The 15,906-nt window shown below is 66.8% G+C and carries 15 protein-coding genes and 1 pseudogene; 7 read left to right on the forward strand and 9 right to left on the reverse strand.

The window, feature by feature from the left end; translation table 11 throughout:
* The first annotated feature begins 24 nt into the window (after positions 1 to 24).
* Complete coding sequence (gene csrA / locus CVV68_RS12315) at positions 25 to 351, forward strand: carbon storage regulator CsrA (RefSeq protein WP_110501304.1); 327 nt, start codon at positions 25 to 27, stop codon at positions 349 to 351.
* A gap of 42 nt (positions 352 to 393) precedes the next feature.
* Here the strand turns inward: csrA and CVV68_RS12320 are convergent, their stop codons facing one another.
* The 4 genes from CVV68_RS12320 to CVV68_RS12335 form a co-directional block, all read right to left on the reverse strand.
* Positions 394 to 1,917: a stealth family protein gene (locus CVV68_RS12320; protein ID WP_110501305.1), complete on the reverse strand. Its 1,524-nt coding sequence runs from the start codon at positions 1,915 to 1,917 to the stop codon at positions 394 to 396.
* Positions 1,918 to 1,973: 56 nt separating this feature from the next.
* Positions 1,974 to 3,359, reverse strand: coding sequence for an FAD-binding oxidoreductase (locus CVV68_RS12325; RefSeq protein ID WP_110501306.1), 1,386 nt, complete (start codon positions 3,357 to 3,359; stop codon positions 1,974 to 1,976).
* A 100-nt stretch (positions 3,360 to 3,459) separates the two neighbouring features.
* On the reverse strand, positions 3,460 to 3,870 hold the full coding sequence (locus tag CVV68_RS12330; RefSeq protein ID WP_110501307.1) for a DoxX family membrane protein: 411 nt from the start codon (positions 3,868 to 3,870) through the stop codon (positions 3,460 to 3,462).
* 183 nt (positions 3,871 to 4,053) lie between these two features.
* Positions 4,054 to 4,743, reverse strand: a complete 690-nt coding sequence (locus CVV68_RS12335; RefSeq protein ID WP_110501308.1) for a TetR/AcrR family transcriptional regulator — start codon at positions 4,741 to 4,743, stop codon at positions 4,054 to 4,056.
* 189 nt (positions 4,744 to 4,932) lie between these two features.
* On the opposite strand from CVV68_RS12335, the gene CVV68_RS12340 reads away from it, so the two are divergent.
* The 3 genes from CVV68_RS12340 (at position 4,933) to CVV68_RS12350 (ending at position 8,964) form a co-directional block, all read left to right on the forward strand.
* Positions 4,933 to 6,309 (forward strand): flavin monoamine oxidase family protein, encoded by a 1,377-nt coding sequence (locus tag CVV68_RS12340; protein ID WP_110501309.1) that lies wholly within the window; start codon positions 4,933 to 4,935, stop codon positions 6,307 to 6,309.
* 193 nt (positions 6,310 to 6,502) lie between these two features.
* Positions 6,503 to 7,435, forward strand: coding sequence for a universal stress protein (locus tag CVV68_RS12345; protein ID WP_110501310.1), 933 nt, complete (start codon positions 6,503 to 6,505; stop codon positions 7,433 to 7,435).
* Positions 7,432 to 8,964, forward strand: a complete 1,533-nt coding sequence (locus tag CVV68_RS12350) for an APC family permease (RefSeq protein ID WP_110501311.1) — start codon at positions 7,432 to 7,434, stop codon at positions 8,962 to 8,964. Before CVV68_RS12345 ends, CVV68_RS12350 begins: the two co-directional genes overlap by 4 nt.
* Before the next feature lie 41 nt (positions 8,965 to 9,005).
* Here CVV68_RS12350 and CVV68_RS12355 read toward each other — a convergent pair whose 3' ends face one another.
* On the reverse strand, positions 9,006 to 9,368 hold the full coding sequence (locus tag CVV68_RS12355; protein ID WP_438502637.1) for a DUF5997 family protein: 363 nt from the start codon (positions 9,366 to 9,368) through the stop codon (positions 9,006 to 9,008).
* 94 nt (positions 9,369 to 9,462) lie between these two features.
* Here CVV68_RS12355 and CVV68_RS12360 point away from each other — a divergent pair, with 94 nt between their 5' ends.
* Positions 9,463 to 10,278 carry a substrate-binding domain-containing protein gene (locus tag CVV68_RS12360; RefSeq protein WP_245933507.1) on the forward strand — a complete coding sequence of 272 codons (816 nt, stop codon included), beginning with the start codon at positions 9,463 to 9,465 and terminating at the stop codon, positions 10,276 to 10,278.
* Positions 10,279 to 10,373: 95 nt separating this feature from the next.
* Here the strand turns inward: CVV68_RS12360 and CVV68_RS24250 are convergent, their stop codons facing one another.
* Both CVV68_RS24250 and CVV68_RS24255 read right to left on the reverse strand, forming a co-directional pair.
* Positions 10,374 to 11,243, reverse strand: coding sequence for an MFS transporter (locus tag CVV68_RS24250; RefSeq protein WP_245933508.1), 870 nt, complete (start codon positions 11,241 to 11,243; stop codon positions 10,374 to 10,376).
* Between the two features lie 19 nt (positions 11,244 to 11,262).
* Positions 11,263 to 11,832 (reverse strand): annotated as a pseudogene (locus CVV68_RS24255) (MFS transporter); the annotation flags it as partial.
* Between the two features lie 58 nt (positions 11,833 to 11,890).
* Here CVV68_RS24255 and CVV68_RS12370 point away from each other — a divergent pair.
* On the forward strand, positions 11,891 to 12,487 hold the full coding sequence (locus tag CVV68_RS12370) for a TetR/AcrR family transcriptional regulator (protein ID WP_110501314.1): 597 nt from the start codon (positions 11,891 to 11,893) through the stop codon (positions 12,485 to 12,487).
* Between the two features lie 147 nt (positions 12,488 to 12,634).
* On the opposite strand, the gene CVV68_RS12375 is transcribed toward CVV68_RS12370, so the two are convergent.
* Together CVV68_RS12375 and CVV68_RS12380 are read right to left on the reverse strand one after the other, a co-directional pair.
* Positions 12,635 to 12,904: a WXG100 family type VII secretion target gene (locus tag CVV68_RS12375; RefSeq protein ID WP_110501315.1), complete on the reverse strand. Its 270-nt coding sequence runs from the start codon at positions 12,902 to 12,904 to the stop codon at positions 12,635 to 12,637.
* Positions 12,905 to 13,101: 197 nt separating this feature from the next.
* Complete coding sequence (locus tag CVV68_RS12380; RefSeq protein WP_211320817.1) at positions 13,102 to 14,109, reverse strand: NADPH:quinone reductase; 1,008 nt, start codon at positions 14,107 to 14,109, stop codon at positions 13,102 to 13,104.
* Between the two features lie 492 nt (positions 14,110 to 14,601).
* On the opposite strand from CVV68_RS12380, the gene CVV68_RS12385 reads away from it, so the two are divergent.
* Positions 14,602 to 15,768 carry a branched-chain amino acid ABC transporter substrate-binding protein gene (locus CVV68_RS12385; RefSeq protein ID WP_211320818.1) on the forward strand — a complete coding sequence of 389 codons (1,167 nt, stop codon included), beginning with the start codon at positions 14,602 to 14,604 and terminating at the stop codon, positions 15,766 to 15,768.
* Positions 15,769 to 15,906: the final 138 nt, after the last annotated feature.

Consider the following 15,906-nt stretch of genomic DNA (forward strand, 5'->3'; position numbering starts at 1 on the left):
CAGCACATCCATGGAAGGAACGCCATGCTGGTATTGACACGCAAGATCGGCGAGACGATCATCATCGGCGGGAACATCACGGTGACCATCCTCGACGGCGGCCGCGGCGAGGGGGTGCGCATCGGCATCGACGCGCCCCGGGACGTCAGCATCCACCGCAGCGAGGTGGTGGAGGCAGTGTCCGCCAGCAACCGGGAAGCCGTTGCCGGTTCCGCCGGAACTGCCGCTTCCACCGCTGAAAGCCCCGAACAGCTGATCCTGGCGGCCCTGGGACTTGGTCCGGCGGATCCCGCCCCCGTGGACCCAGCACAGACGGGACCGGCGCCGGTGGACCCGGCCGCCACGGATTAGCGCCCGCGCGCAGCCGAGGGTGGATGCGCCTGGCGTTAGGGCCTATTTTTCCCAGGGCGCCTTGATGGGGAAGTACTTTTCCAGGAAGTCCGTGAGACGTTCGCGGCGTTCGGTGGCATCCACCTGGGGATTGCTGCCGTCGTTCAGGCACAGGAAATCGGCGTTTCTGCCCGCCAGGATCCGCTCCAGCGAATCCAGCCCCTTGGGTGTGGTGGTGTCTACGTAGACGCCCTTGCCGTCGGCGTGCATGACGGCGCGGCCGGTGAACAGGGCGTAGTAGTGGTACAGCGAATTTGTCACCGAAATGTTCTCCGCCGCCCGGAACCGGCTGGCCGCGGTGGCGGCAAATTCCTGGGGGAACGCGGCCTCCAGCTCCGCCATCACCGACTTGCGGAACGGTGCCGCCGAGTGTTCCAGGTGCCGGGTGGCCACGCGGCCAAACCTGTCCTGCAGGAGCCGCCGGTTGACCCTGGCGGAATTTTCAAAGCCGCTGCGCTCCACGGAACGCTCGCCAAGGCCGATCCTGTTCGGGGAGACCATGAAGCGGGTGATCCCGCCCGGGGTGAAAAACATGTCCGGGCCAACGGGCCGGCCAAAAAACATGTCGTCGTTGGAATACAGGAAGTGCTCGGCCAGGCCCTCGATGCGGTGCAGCTGGGATTCCACGGCCATGGAATTGTGGGTGGGGAGGACGGACGGGTCCGCAAAGTGCTCGCTGCTGCGCACAATGCGAACCCGGTGATGCTCCGCCAGCCAGGCCGGGGCGGGGGAGTCCGTCGCGATGTAAATGGTGCTGATCCACGGCGCAAACATATAAATGGAGCGCAGGGCATATTTCAGTTCATCGATCTGGCGGTAGCGGGACTCATGTGCGTCACCTTCGCCAAGCACGGCGCCGGCTTCCTGCTCCTGGCGGGCTGCCCGGTACTCCGGGGAGCTGCCGTCCACCCAGCTAAAGACGATGTCCACCGTGAACGGGACGTCAAAGGCGTGGCTGGAAAACATGTCCTCGATGGTGGGCCAGGACTTGCCGTGGAGTTCGACGGTGCCGCGCCGGACATCCTGAACCCATACGCTCCGGCGGGTCAGGGAGTTCTCCACGGGAAGCTTGATCCGCCCCTTCCCGGGGTTCCACAGTTCCAGCTGGACGCCGGCGGCGGCCCCGAAATACAGCCCGCCGGCCGGTTCCACGCGCGGCCGGAACAGGCGCAGGATTCGCGTTTTCGACTCCTGTGCCAGCTTGCCGTCGGCCACCAGCAGCGTGACCTTCTTCGTGTCGATGCTGCGGGCGTAAAACGGCTCGTCGGCGAAGGCCCGGACCAGGGCATTTTTCAGGGCGTGACGGTGGGACCTGTCCACCGCCAGCACGGGGTGTGCCCGGTTGCCCCGGACCAATAAATAGGGGATGGCGTACGCATCGAGTGCGGCGCGGACGGCCAGCAGGTCCGCCACGGTGGCCTGCTCCTGCGTCAGCGTGTCATTGAGGAGTGTCAGGCGGCCCTTGTGGAGGACGACGCCGGCCCGCGCCAGTTGTCGTGCCGCGGCTGGCGTGGGCTGGGTGGGCAAAGCGGCGCTCCTGAAAAGGGTGGTGGCGGCTGATGCGCCGGGCGGGCGCTCCCAGTTTACCGTGCGGGCACCTGGCCCAGCCTGAACAGCGAATCGGGGTCATAGTGGGCGGCGAGCCCGGACAGCCTGGCAAGCACGTCCGGTGTGTAGCTGGCGGCGAAACCGGCGGCGCCGCCGCCCGCTGAGAAGTTCGGCAGGCTTGCCCCGAATTGCCACGCGTTCATGGCCGACTGGACGCCCGCGGCGTGGTCGGCCACGGCGGGCAGTTCCGGTGGTGCCGCCACGCCCACGCTGTACAGGCCAAAGGCGGCGTCACGGTGGCAGAGGGCGCTGGCGATCTCAGGTTCGGCGGACAGGGCACCGCCGAACTGGCGCACTTCCACGAGCAATTGAGGTGAGCCGGTTTCCGGGCCTACGGCACCCACCAAGGTTTCGGCGGCGTCGGCGGAGAAGTCCGTCAACAGGCAGGAGGCCTCGGAGGCGGGCATCGCGTCCTCGGGATCGGAGTGCACCAAACCGATCATTGAATAGGGCATCGTTTGCACCGCATCGATGAGGGGCGCCCCGGCCGCGCGCATCGGCGCAAGCCAGCGCGCGCCGTCGTCCGCGTTGCCGGTGTACACATACCGAACCGCGACGGTGAACTTTCCGGCCAGCGGTTCGGGAACCCCGGGCATGGGCGGGAGCTGCATGAGGCCCAGCGATGTGGTGGCCTCCGGAGGAAGTGTGGGGCACCACTGGGACCAGGCGGCAGTGACGTCCGCGACCGAGTCCGTGCCGAAGAACAGGGCGCCGGCGTAAATATAAGGCAGGGGGAGCAGGCTGAATTCAGTGGTCGTGATGATGCCCAGGGACGATTTTCCCCCGCGCAGCCCCCAGAAGAGGTCCGGCTCGGATTTCGCGGTGACGTGGCGGAGGCGGCCGTCGCCGGTGACGACGTCGAAGGAGCGCACCCGGTCGGAAGCCGCTCCGAAGGTCCGCGCCACGGGGCCGATCCCGCCGCCGCTGGTGTATCCGGCCACGCTGACGCCGGGGGACGAACCGCACAACCCGGCGAGCCCGTGGTCCGCGCAGGCCGCAAGCACGGTTTTCCAGGTGACGCCCGCGCCGGTGCGCGCCCAGCCGCCAGGGTCGACGGTGCACCCGGCCAATTGCCGCGTATGGACCAGCAGGGCGCCGTCCAGGTCGCTGGCGATCCCGTGCCCCGTGGCCTGCACGGCGACAGCCAGCCCGTTGGCGGCTGCGAACCGGACGGCCTGGACGACGTCGTCGGCGGTGGCTGCCTCGAGAACTGCGGCCGGGCTGGTGCGCACCGCAACGTTCCACGGGGTGGCCAGCTCGGCATAGCCGGGGTCGCCGGCTTCGTAAAGGGTGCCGGCCACGTTGCTGCGCAGTGAATCAAACGCGGCCAACCGACCCGTCTGGTGTCCAATGGGTTCCATGTCTTCTCCTCCAAGGTGCGGCCGCGCTACACGATGGATGAGACCTATGGCGGCCTATGCCTAGGATGCCATTGAAGTGGTGGTGTGGCCAGTGCCCCCTTTACTTGCGCTTGCGGTGGAAGATCAACGCAATGGCAATCCCGACCATCCAAATGTCCTTGGCCATGGCCGTGCCGGCGGCTGTGGGGCGGACGCCGTCCGCCTCGGTCATGCCGGGGGACTTCAGGTACGTGGCGAAGAGGCCGCCGGAAAACGCGGCGAGGGCCAGGCCCGCCAGCCGGGAGGGGATGAAGGGGGTGAGAATGAAGGTGCCCAGGCCGATCTCCGCGGCGCTGAGGTACTTCCCGAACTGGGCCGGCTCCAGGGCCGCGGCCTGCGGGATGACGCGGGCCGCTGCGCCCTGCAGCCCGGCCGCGTGCTCAGGGTCCAGATGGAGCTTGCCGATGCCGGAATTGAGGATGAAGGCTCCCGTTGCCAGCCGGAGTGCGGCGTTGCCGATGCTGAAACCCATGGTGTTCTCCCTTGAGGCGTTGCTCGAAATGGTGTCGAAGTTCAGCCTAGGGATTCGCCGGCGCCATGGCTAGTCATTCTCCCGGTGTGGACGGCGCGTCAGCACGCGCGGGGGCGTGCCAAGCTGTCCACGGCGTAGTAAATTTCCCACGCCGCCGCTGGCTTGGCACGCCGTCGGCGTATGTCAGCGCGTGGCGGACGCCAGCGTCGCCGCCAGCCCGGCCACCATGGCGTCCAGGCCCAGCGCGAAGGCGGCGTCGGCGTCGTTGTGCCCTGCCGGATTCCCGCGCCGGGCGACGGCGGCCGTGAAGTGGGGCGCCGCGTCCTCCAGCTCACCGGTGGCAAAGATATCCCCGGGGGCATTCACGTCGTACGCGGAGCCGAAGACAAACGACTCAAGCGCCACGATCGCGTTGATGATTCGCTCCTGCGGCCAGCCTGCCCGCAGGAAGCCGTCCGTCACGGCCTCGTACATCGTGATGGTCTGCGGCGCATTGGTCACGGGCAGCAGCGCAATGACGGGGATCAGCGGCAGATGAGCTGAGAAGACGTCCCGGTACGAATGCGCCCACAGCCGGACCGCCTCCTCCCACGGCCTCTCGGTGAATGCCGAAACGTCCACCCTGCCCATGAGGGCGTCCTCGACCAGCAGCAGCACGTCCTGCTTGGAACTGACGTGGTTGTACAGGGCCGACGGCGCCACATTCAGCGACTTGGCGAGCCCGGACATGGTGAGGGCCTTGTAGCCGTCGCGCGTCACCAGCCGCAGTGCCGCCCGGGTGATCTGCGCATGGCCCAGCAGGGCGCGCGGGGGCCGGCCGGCCCGGCGTGGTGCGGTTTTGGTGCCGACACCCTTTACCGGCACCGGCGGCATTGGCGCTGGCTTCCCGGACACTGCACTTTCGGACACTGCACGCTCCCCTTCGTTGCCGGTGAGCCGACCGGCGCAAATTATTTTCCCGCACCCGTTTACCTTTCGGGGTGACGTCGATTACAGTATATTGTAAATGAACGTCATTCATTTAGTGAAACGGCTCACCAGCCGGTCACGGGAGAGGGAAACATGGGCACCACAGAAATTTTGCAGCGCGACGTCGTCATCATCGGGGCCGGTCCGTCCGGGCTGACGGCGGCGCATGAACTGACCAAGGCCGGCCTCTCAGTGGCCGTCATCGAGGCGCGGGACCGCGTGGGCGGGCGCACCTGGTCCAACACGATCGACGGCGCCTGGCTGGAAATCGGCGGCCAGTGGGTCTCCCCGGACCAGACCGCCCTGATCGGCCTGCTCGAGGAGCTGGGTCTGGACACCTATTCCCGCTACCGCGACGGCGACAGCGTCTACGTTGCCCCGGATGGCACCCGCACCCGCTACACCGGCGAGATGTTCCCGGTCGCACCGGACACGCAAGCCGAGATGAACAAGCTCATCGACACGATGGACGACCTCGCAGCGCTCATGGACCCGGAAAAGCCCTGGGACCATCCGGCGGCCCGCGAACTGGACACCATCTCCTTCCACCACTGGCTGCGCACGCAGTCCACCGACGAGGAGGCCTGCAACAACATCGGCCTGTTCATCGCCGGCGGCATGCTCACCAAGCCCGCCCACGCATTCTCGGCACTGCAGGCCGTCTTCATGGCATCCTCCGCCGGCTCCTTCACCAACCTCGTGGACGACAACTTCATCCTCGACAAGCGCGTGGTGGGGGGCATGCAGGGCGTATCCCTGGCCATCGCGGAGAAGCTCGGCGCCGACGTGATCCTCAATTCACCGGCCCGCACCGTCCGCTGGGAAGAGGCCGACGGCGGCTGGCTCGCCACCGTGGTCAGCGACAACGCCACCGTCACCGCCAAGCGCGTGGTCATGGCCGTGCCGCCGAACCTGTACAGCCGCGTCTCGTTCGACCCGCCGCTGCCGCGCCGCCAGCACCAGATGCACCAGCACCAGTCCCTGGGCTTCGTCATTAAGGTCCACGCCGTCTACGAAACCCCGTTCTGGCGCGAAGACGGGCTCTCCGGCACCGGCTTCAGTGCATCCTCGCTGGTTCAGGAGGTCTACGACAACACGAACTTCCAGGATCCCCGCGGCACCCTGGTCGGCTTCATCTCCGACGAAAAGGCCGACTACGCGTTCACCCTGTCGCCCGAGCAGCGCAAGAAGGAAATCACGGCCTCGCTCGCCGAGTTCCTGGGCGACGCCGCCCTGGAGCCCGTGGTCTACTACGAATCCGACTGGGGCACCGAGGAATGGACCCGCGGCGCCTACGCCGCCAGCTACGACCTCGGCGGCCTGCACCGCTACGGCCCCGACCAGCTCACGCCCGTTGGCCCCATCCACTGGTCCTGTTCCGACCTGGCGGCCGAGGGCTACCAGCACGTGGACGGCGCCGTCCGCATGGGCCAGTTCACCGCCGCGAAGCTGATCGCGGACCTGGCGTAGGACTCGTGGTGGTGGACCGGCATTCCCTCGGTCGCTATCCGACGCGTCGGCCGCGGGCGGCCTTTGGCGTCTCCTTTACGCGACCTACGGAAACACCGGTCCACCACCTCGCCATTGGAACGCCGCAGTCGCGATCCGGTTGCGGCGGATTCACCCGGCATGATCATGACAAAGACGTCCAAGGAGGACACTTATGCGTTTCGTAGTCGGATACACGGCCAACGCCCGGGGCGGCGACGCGGTCAACCTGGCGGTGGCACTGGCACGCAGCCAGGGTGCCTCCCTTGACCTGGTCATGGTGCTGCCGGAGGACTCGCCGTACAACGGCGCCTACCCGCCCGAGTCGGGCTTTGAGTCCATCCTGGCCGGGCAGTTGGCGGCCTGGCTGGACGAGGGCCTGGCCCTGGTCCCGGCGGACGTGCCCGCCAAGGCGCACATCCGCCGCGGCGAATCGGAGGCGGAGGCCCTCATCAGCGCCGCCGTCGAACTGGACGCGGCCATGCTGGTCATCGGGGCCAGCAGCACGGGGCCGTTCAAGCGGTTCTCCATCGGCTCGGTGGCCGGCGCCCTGCTGCACGCGTCCACGGTGCCGGTGGTCCTGGCCCCGACCGGGTACAGCCGCACCAAGCCCATCACCCGCCTGACATGTGCGCTGGGGACCCGGGCCGGCGCCGAGGACGTGCTGCGCACCGGCATCGCCATGGCCAGGCGCCGGCCCCTGCCGCTGCGCCTGGTCTCGCTCGTGGCGCTTGGCGCGGACGACGCCGGTGCCACCGTTGATGACGCCAGGAACCACCTGAGCGCCGTCGCCCAGGCCAGCCGGGGCGTGGACCCGGCGTCTCTGGACAAACTCGACATCGACGTCGTGGTTGGACGCGGCCGCACCATCGAAGACGCAGTGGACCGCCTGAACTGGAAGGCCGGGGAGCTGCTGCTGATCGGCTCCAGCAGGCTGGCCCACAACAAGTCGATCTTCCTCGGCGCCACCGCCAACCGCATCCTGCGCGCGCTCCCGGTCCCCATGATTGTGGTGCCCCGCAACCATGAGTTCCAATCCGACGAGCTTTTCCACACAACCCAGGTCCCCGTCGTTGACGCCGCCGGACCCACAGAGGTGAGCAAATGACTACCCCCAAGATTGTCAAGAACGCCACGGGCGACCACGGCCTGAGCGAGAAGGGCCTGAAGGCCGGATCCGTCGGCCTGATCGGCGCCGTCGTGATCGGCATTTCCTGCATCGCGCCCGCCTATACGCTGACCGCTGCCCTGGGCCCCACGGTGTCCGAGGTGGGCGTGCACCTGCCGGCGATCTTCCTGGTTGGCTTCATCCCCATGCTGCTGGTGGCGCTGGGCTACCGGGAACTGAACAATGCCATGCCCGACGCCGGCACCTCCTTTACCTGGGTGACGCGTGCCTTTGGCCCCTGGCTGGGCTGGATGGGCGGGTGGGGCCTGATTGCGGCCACCATCATTGTGCTGTCCAACCTGGCGGCCGTGGCGGTGGACTTTTTCTACCTGATGCTGGCGCAGATCTTCTCCAACCCGTCGCTGGCGGACCTCACCCGCGTGCTGCCGCTGAACATCGCCACCACGCTGGTGTTCATCGCCGGGGCATGCTGGATCTCCTACCGCGGGATGGAAACCACCAAGGCGTTCCAGTACATTCTGGTGGCGTTCCAGCTGCTGGTGCTGGGCTGGTTCGCCATTGCGGCGTTTGCCCACGTGGCCAACGGCACGGCCTTTGACGCCACCGTCATCTCGGCGGACTGGTTCAACCCCTTCGCCGTGGGGTCCTTCTCGCAGTTCGCTGCGGGCGTCTCGCTGTCCATCTTCATCTTCTGGGGCTGGGACGTCACGCTGACCATGAATGAGGAAACAAAGAACCCGGAGAAGACGCCCGGCCGCGCGGCCACCGTCACGGTGGTGGTGATTGTGATCATCTACATGGTTGTTTCGCTGGCAACGCTGTCCTTTGCGGGCATTGGCACCACGGGGCTGGGCGCCGGAAACCCGGAGAACCAGGGCAGTATTTTCGCCGTGCTGGCCGGCCCCGTCATGGGTCCGTTCGCCATCCTGATGTCGCTGGCCATCCTCAGCTCCTCGGCCGCGTCCCTGCAGTCGACGTTTGTCTCCCCGGCAAGGACGCTGCTGTCCATGGGCCACTACAAGGCACTGCCCGGCAGCTTCAGCAAGATCAGCCCCACCCACAAGTCACCCAGTTACGCCACCATCGCAGCAGCCATTGCCGCCGCCGGGTTTTACATCATCACCCGGACCCTGTCGGAGAACGCCCTGTGGGACACCATCACCGCCCTGGGCATGATGATCTGCTTCTACTACGGCGTCACGGCGCTGGCCTGTGTCTGGTACTTCCGCGCCGAGGCCTTCCACGGCGTGCGGAACTTCCTGTTCAAGTGGCTGGCCCCGCTCATTGGCGGGGTGATCCTGCTGGTCATGTTCTTCAAGACCGCCTACGACTCCATGGATCCGTCCTACGGTTCCGGCTCCAACATTGGCGGGCTGGGCCTGGTGTTCATCCTGGGTATCGGCGTGATCCTGCTCGGAGCCGTGTTGATGCTGATCATGAACTGGCGCCACCCGGAGTTCTTCAGGGGCCAGGTCCTCAGCCGCACCAGCCAGGTCTACAACCCGTAACCCGGGCTTTGCTTCGGATGGCAGGTACCGTGAACCCGGTGTCAGCTCTTCGGGCGGCGGGCCGCCTCGCGCTCCTTGGCCAGCTTCGCTTCGGCACGGGCCTTGGCGTGCACGGCGCGTTCCTCCACCAGCCACGCCGGGGGAGCCTGGAGCAGCGCGGTGATCTCCGCCGTCGTGAGCGGCTCAGTAATGTCCGAGCGGTTCAGGCCGCCAATGGAAATGTTCAGCTTCTGGGCCACCACCTGGCGCGGGTGCGGGCCGTTGCGGCGCAGCTCCTCCAACCAGGCCGGCGGATTCTCCTGCAAAACCTTGAAATCCTCCCGGATGATCGCGCTTTCTTGAAATTCCGCGGGGGCGGCGGGCAGGTGGATGCCCAGCTTCTTGGCCGCGGTGGCGGACTTCATGGCTTGGGGCGACGGTTCAATGGTCATGGTTCAAGGGTACCGGTACCGGTGCCGGCACAGTGCCCCAGGGGATGCAGTGCGTTAGGGTAAACAAGTGCCTGAAACCCGCGAACTTACAGTGACCTTTGTCCCGGGAGTGACCCCCGGGAAGTGGATCCACCGCTGGGAGGAACGCATGCCGGATGTGGCCCTCCAGTCACACCCCGTGGCGGAATCCCGCCAGCTCGACGCCGTGCGCGCTGGCGAGGCGGACATGGCCTTTGTCCGGCTGCCCGTGGACAAGGCCGGCCTGAACGTCATTCCGCTCTATACTGAGCTGTCAGTGGTGGTGGCGCCCAAGGACCATCCGATCGCCGCGTTTGAGGAAATCGCCGTCGAGGAACTGGCCGACGAGTACCTGCTGGCGGACCCCGACGACTTCCCCGCCTGGCGGGACACCTCCACCGAAATCCGTGAAGGCACGCGCAAACCGCTGCCGGAAATGGCTTCCGCGGAGGAGGCCCTGGACCTGGTGGAGGCCGGCCTGGGCATCTTGATTTTGCCCATGTCCGTGGCCCGCCACTTCAACCGCAAGGCGCTGCGGGCGCGCGTGGTGACGGGCATCCCGGAATCCGGGATCGGCCTGGCCTGGCTCCAGTCCGACGTGCCCCTCCCGGACGGCTTTGACGCCGTCATCGAGGAATTCATCGGCGTGGTGCGCGGGCGCGGGAGGAACAGCTCGCGCCAGCCGTCTGTGCAGGCCAAGCAGGATGCGGCCCCCAAGAAGGGTGCCAAGGGTGCTGCAAAAAGTACGACGCCGGGCGCCGGCGGTGCCAAGGGCAAGAGCGCAGCCGGAAAGGGCGGTCCCACGTTGCGCGGGGGCGGGCGCCCCGGCGGCAAAGCCCGGGCACAAAAGCGCGGCCGGCGCTAGCGTCACACTGGCATCGCGGTGCATCGAGTGGGCAGTAGTGGCCAGTGTTTTTCGAAACCATCCGCCACTACTGCCCACTCAATTTAGGGAAGTGGTCAGCGGTCACCCGTGGCGGCCACTGTTTCCGGCTGCTTGGGCGACACGGCGGCCCGTCCCGGCAAGGCAAGCGACACCGCGACCGCGACGACGGTGAAGCCCACGGCCCACCAGAAGGCCTGGTCAAAGGCGGCCGCCAAGGCCGCGGCGCCGGTGCCGTTGGCCGTGATGAAGGCCTGCAGGATCACGGCCAGCACGGCAACTCCGAACGAGCCGCCGATTTGCTGGGCGATGCGGGTCAGGATGCTCGCATGCGGAACGTCAGTGCGTTCCAGGCCAATGAACGCCACGGTCATGAGCGGGATCGTCACGGCGCCCAGGCCGAAGCCGCGCACCAGGAGTGCGGCCATGAGCAGCCAGTCGCTGGAGCTGGGCGTGGCCAGGGCAAAGGGGATCGTGGCCAGGCCCACGGTGGCGAATCCGACGCACGTGACCACCTTGGCACCGATGCTGTCCGTCAGGCGTCCGGCCAGGGTCCGGCTAAAGAGGGTCCCGATGCCCTGCGGCACCAACATAAGGCCGGCCGTCAGGGCGTCGGCCCCGCGGACCTCCTGCCAGTACAAGGGCAGCAGGAGCATGGCACCGTACAGGGCGGCACCCGAAAGGAACAGCAGGGCCGAAGCGGAGGCCACCGGCCGGCGGCGGAGCAGGCGCACATCGACGAGGGCGCTGCCGGAGCGCCGGGCCGAGTGGACGACAAACAAGGCGACCAGGATCGCGCCGACAAGTGCCGGAACGATCGCGTCGAAGCGGCCGAAGCCGCTGGCTCCGCTGGCGTTGGAAAGTCCGTACAGCAGGCCTGCCAGGCCGGGGCAGCAGCAACGCCCAGCCCAGGATGTCCAGCTTCGGATGCTCGTCCGGGCTGTCATGCGGCAGCAACCGCCACGCCAGGGCAATGCCCACCACGCAGAAGGGCACGTTGACCCAAAACATCCAGCGCCAGTCGAGCCAGTTGAGGATTGCCCCGCCCAGCACGGGACCGAGCACCGGGCCGAGGACCGCCGGCAGGCCGACCAGGCTCATCGTGCGCCCCAGCGCCTTTCCTGCGGCGGCCTGCATGACAAGCGTGGACATGAGGGGCAGCATCAGGCCCCCGCCGAGCCCCTGGACAACCCGAAAGGCGATCAGGCTGGGGGCGCTCCATGCCAGGCTTGAGGCAACCGAGCCGATCAGGAAAACGGCCAGCGCGAACATCCACACGCGCCGGCCGCCAAAGCGGTGCTGCGCCCAGCCGGCCAGGGGGACCGTGACGCCGAGCGCCAGCAGGTAGCCGGTGCTCACCCACTGGATCTCGGCGACGGTGGCGTGCAGTGCGGCGGCGAGGGTGTGCAGGGCCACGCTCACAATCGTCGTGTCGAAGATGACCGCCATGGCGCCGACAATGAGCACCATCGCGATTTTGCGCACCTTCGGGTCAAGGTGTTCCCTGGGTTGTTTTGTGGCCATCACGCCCTCCATATTAGATACATTGTTGTATCTTAAAAACAAGGCTAGGCGCCTGCGATAAGATACGCAAGTGGATCCAAGAGAATTGCCAGAGCCCCGGCGCCGTCGCGGAAAGGTGCTGGAGGATGCCCTCCTCGGTGCGGCGTGGGACCAGCTTGTCGAGGGCGGCTACGCCTCATTCACCATCGACGCGGTGGCTGAACGTGCCGGCACGAGCCGCCCCGTCCTGTACCGGCGCTGGCCCAGCCGTGAAGAGCTGGTTGTCGCCGCCATTCGCCACCGCGATGCGCAGGAAGTCCGTGTGGCGCCGGATACCGGGTGCCTGCGCGGGGATGTCCTTGAACTCATGAATGCGGCCAACGAGACCCGGATGGCCTTCATGGCATTGTTCAGCGTGCAGATGGGGGGCTATTACAGCGAGACGGGAACGACCCCGGCCGACTTGCGCCGCCAGCTGTTGGGCAGCCGGCCCTTGGCCATCGACGCCGTGTATCGCCGCGCGGTGGACCGCGGTGAGGTGGACCCCGCCCGGCTGACACCGCGCATCGCTGCCTTGCCGTTCGACCTCCTGCGGCAAGAGGTCCTGATGACCCTGCGGGCCGTCCCGGAGGAGGCCATCCTCAGCATCGTCGACGAGGTCTTTTTGCCGCTTGTACTCATGCGCTGAAGGTGGCCCGGCGGCGCACAGTGGTGCGGCCCGGCCGCGCGCTGGGTAAACATCCTCGGCAGCAGAGGGCGCAAACTCGGCCGCCCGGGACACAAGGCAGGCCCGGTGCGATTGCTTCGCGCCGGGCCTGCCTTCGTGTTCCGCGTCTTAGTGTGCGGAGGTGGAGATCTGTTCCTGCTTTTGCTTGTTCACGTTGTGCTGGACCTGCGCCAGGCTCTGGGCGACCTTGTTCAGCTGGGTCTTGTACGTGGGCCAGTCGGTGTGCTTGAAGCGGTCCGCGTCCGGGCCCTGCCACTGCACGGAGGTGGCCTTGCCGTCCAGGGTGGAGGTCAGCTGCTGGATCTGGTCCACGGCGTGGCCGATCTTGTTGGCCAAATCTGCCATGTCCTCGGGGTTGTTTCCAATCAAACCAGCCATGATGCACATCCTTATGTTCTAGGTAATCTTGCGATATCCGCGGCCCCGGAGATTTCCGGTTGCTCCACTGATACGAACCTATCCCGGTACGGCAACCGGGTCGATGGGGCGTCCTCCCCATGCACAAGTACCCATCCCCCGGGCCGGCCAGTCCCGGCAATCCCCACCCCCAGCTGCATCCGCGGCGGCCACATCCGCTAGGGGATGAGCACCAGCTTGCCGCGGTTCGTGCCGGCTTCAAGCGCTGCATGGGCGGCCGCGGCGTCACGCAGCGGCAGCCTGGTGATGTGCCGGGCTTGCAGGGCACCTGCCGAGAGGAGCACGTTGACGGCCCGTGCCGCGTCGGTGAGGTCAGAAACGGAGGCGTTGCTGATGGCAAATCCGCGGATGCTGCCGTCCCGCGTGTAAAGCCTGCCCAACGGAACCATGTTGGTGGCCGCCATCCCGGACAGGGCGATGATGCGGCCGCGCAGCGCCAGCAGCTCGACGGCGGCCTCCAGATGGTGTCTGCCGGACGTTTCGATGTGGACATCGAGCCCGCGGCCACCGGACAGCGTGCCGACGGCATCCGCCAGTTCCCCTGCCAACCCTGCGGAGCGGTAGTCCAGGGCGACCTCGGCCCCCATGCTGCGGCAGTAGCCGGTGTCGGCCGCGCTTGAGGAGGTGATCACCCGGGCCCCGGCCCGGACAGCCTGGACCACGAGGGCGGAGCCGAGCTGGCCGGCGCCGCCGCCCACGAACACGGTTTCACCGGCCTGGACCCGGGCATGCCGGTGCAGTGCCAGCCAGGCCGTGGCACCGGAATGGAGCGCGGCCGCCGCCTCCACGGGGTCGACGCCCACCGGCAGGCTGTAGAGCCTTTCGGCCGGCACGACGGCGAATTCCGCCCCCGCCCCCGGCCTGCCGTCGAAGCCCATGGAGTTTGACCATACGAGGTCCCCCATCAGGAACCCCGCCGTTCCGCCGGGCCCGACCTGCTCGACCGTGCCCGCCAGGTCCCGGCCAATTATCTGGGGGAAGGAGAGCTCCGTGGCGAACGCGCCGCTGCGCACATGGGTGTCCACGTGGTTTACCGCCGTCGCCGCCACGCGCACCAGCACCCTGCCGGTCTCCGGCAGCCCAGGAACGGGCAGCTTGCCGAATTTGATCGCACCGGCGCCGCCAGTGTGCCTGAAATACGCTGCGTCCATCAATCCAGGGGCCATGGCTAGGAGTTTAGGCCTTAAACGCGGAAAGGCCCGGTGCGGGGGGGTGGGCACACCGGGCCGACAGGCCCGGTCCGCGAATCTGGGGGCGCGGACATGGTGGCCTGTTCCTGCTTATTTATGGGCGATTCTCGGGATGCCTGGCATCCGTCGAAGCCCTTGTAATGAAACTATCCGGCAACCGCGATGGGGTCGATGGGGAGAACTACCCATGCGGCATCGCAGCCCGGAAGATGCCCGTCTAAAGTTGCCGGTGAAATCAAATTCCGGGCCGCGGTTTATGCACTGACCGGCACGCAGTTGCCCTGGCTCCGGGGAATGTATCGCTCGGGTCTCGATTGCGCCGGGGAGCCCCAAAGCTGTTGACAGCCAAAGCGTGACATGTCATATTTTACTCACATGCGCAGTGTGATTTACCTTACAAGTGCCGTGCGTGGGTCAATGGAACACGGACCCATCCGGCATATTGTCACGTCAAAGGAGATGCAGGCAATGAAACTTCGAATTCCCAAGGCACTTGCCGTCGGCGCAGTGGCGGCAGCCATGCTGGCCACCACCGGTTGCGGCGGAATCCTCGGAGGCGGAGGCGACAAAACCGCCGATTCCGGCCCCATCAAGATCGCAGCAGTCATTCCGATGTCCGGCTCCAGTGCACCCACTGGTGTGTACATGAAGAACGGCATGCAAATGGCCGTCGACGAGATCAATGCCAAGGGCGGGGTGTTGGGCCGCCAACTCTCCCTGGACCTGGAAGACGGAGCCTGTGATCCGACCCAGGCTGCGGCCGCGGCGAACAAGGCGGTGTCCAATGGCGCCGTTATCTCCGTCGGCGGCTATTGCTCCGGCGCCACGCTCCCCACCCTTCCCATCTTTGCCAAGGCCAACATCCCGATGATCATTCCTGCCGCCAACTCGCAGGAGCTGGTGAACCAGAAACTGCCCAATGTGTTCATGATCAACGGCACCGGCTCGCAGCAGGCGGCCGCCGCCGTGAAGTTCATGGCCAAGGACGGCGTGAAGAGCGTGGCCCTGGTGGATGACAACACCAGCTATTCCAAGGACATTGCCACCGAAACCAAGAAGGACCTGCAGGCCGACGGCACCGTGAAGGTCGCGCTGGCCACCTCGGTCACCGCCGGTGAGAGCGACTACTCCTCCGCCGTGCACGACATTATGGGCGCCAACCCGGACATGCTGTATTGGACAGGCTACTACCAGGAAGGCGGGCTGATCATCAACCAGCTCAAGGCCGCCGGCTACAAGGGCAAGATCATGGTGGCGGACGGCAGCGTGGACCCGTCGCTGGTGAAGATTGCCGGTGCGGCCAACGCCGAGGGCGTCTTCGCCACGATGACGCAGACCCCTGACACCATCAAGGGTGCCGAGACCTGGATTGCCAACTACACCAAGGCGTTTGGCAGTGCGCCGGGACCGTACTCCACCCAGTCCTATGATGCAGTCCGCGTGGCGGCCGAGGCCATGACGCAGGCCAAGGGCACCGGCGGAGACGCGGTCATCAAGGCGCTGGCGGGCATCGACGGATTCCAGATCTTCTCCGGGCCGTTGAAGTTCACTCCGGAGCACACGCTGAGCAGCGGTGGCTTCCAAATCCTGGTGGTCCAGGGAGGCAAGTTCATCTTGAAGGACGCGCTGGCCTAGCCCGGTCGCGTCCCCACGCCCCGCTTCGCCCGGCGCGGGACCCTGGCGCGTCAGGCGGCAACCGGCGGGGCCCGCCCACGGGCGCCCGCCGGTTGCACCATCCCACCACGAAAACCACTTGCACGGCTTTAGGCAGGT

This window comes from Arthrobacter livingstonensis (assembly GCF_003219815.1).
Classification (GTDB): Bacteria; Actinomycetota; Actinomycetes; order Actinomycetales; family Micrococcaceae; genus Specibacter; species Specibacter livingstonensis.

What these genes read in the sequence shown, in the direction of transcription:
- csrA (WP_110501304.1), top strand. Translation starts at nt 25, where the DNA reads ATGCTGGTATTGACACGCAAGATCGGCGAGACGATCATCATCGGCGGG.
- CVV68_RS12325 (WP_110501306.1), bottom strand. Translation starts at nt 3,359, where the DNA reads ATGGAACCCATTGGACACCAGACGGGTCGGTTGGCCGCGTTTGATTCA.
- CVV68_RS12330 (WP_110501307.1), bottom strand. Translation starts at nt 3,870, where the DNA reads ATGGGTTTCAGCATCGGCAACGCCGCACTCCGGCTGGCAACGGGAGCC.
- CVV68_RS12335 (WP_110501308.1), bottom strand. Translation starts at nt 4,743, where the DNA reads ATGCCGCCGGTGCCGGTAAAGGGTGTCGGCACCAAAACCGCACCACGC.
- CVV68_RS12340 (WP_110501309.1), top strand. Translation starts at nt 4,933, where the DNA reads ATGGGCACCACAGAAATTTTGCAGCGCGACGTCGTCATCATCGGGGCC.
- CVV68_RS12345 (WP_110501310.1), top strand. Translation starts at nt 6,503, where the DNA reads ATGCGTTTCGTAGTCGGATACACGGCCAACGCCCGGGGCGGCGACGCG.
- CVV68_RS12350 (WP_110501311.1), top strand. Translation starts at nt 7,432, where the DNA reads ATGACTACCCCCAAGATTGTCAAGAACGCCACGGGCGACCACGGCCTG.
- CVV68_RS12355 (WP_438502637.1), bottom strand. Translation starts at nt 9,368, where the DNA reads ATGAAGTCCGCCACCGCGGCCAAGAAGCTGGGCATCCACCTGCCCGCC.
- CVV68_RS24250 (WP_245933508.1), bottom strand. Translation starts at nt 11,243, where the DNA reads ATGACAGCCCGGACGAGCATCCGAAGCTGGACATCCTGGGCTGGGCGT.
- CVV68_RS12375 (WP_110501315.1), bottom strand. Translation starts at nt 12,904, where the DNA reads ATGGCTGGTTTGATTGGAAACAACCCCGAGGACATGGCAGATTTGGCC.
- CVV68_RS12380 (WP_211320817.1), bottom strand. Translation starts at nt 14,109, where the DNA reads ATGGCCCCTGGATTGATGGACGCAGCGTATTTCAGGCACACTGGCGGC.
- CVV68_RS12385 (WP_211320818.1), top strand. Translation starts at nt 14,602, where the DNA reads ATGAAACTTCGAATTCCCAAGGCACTTGCCGTCGGCGCAGTGGCGGCA.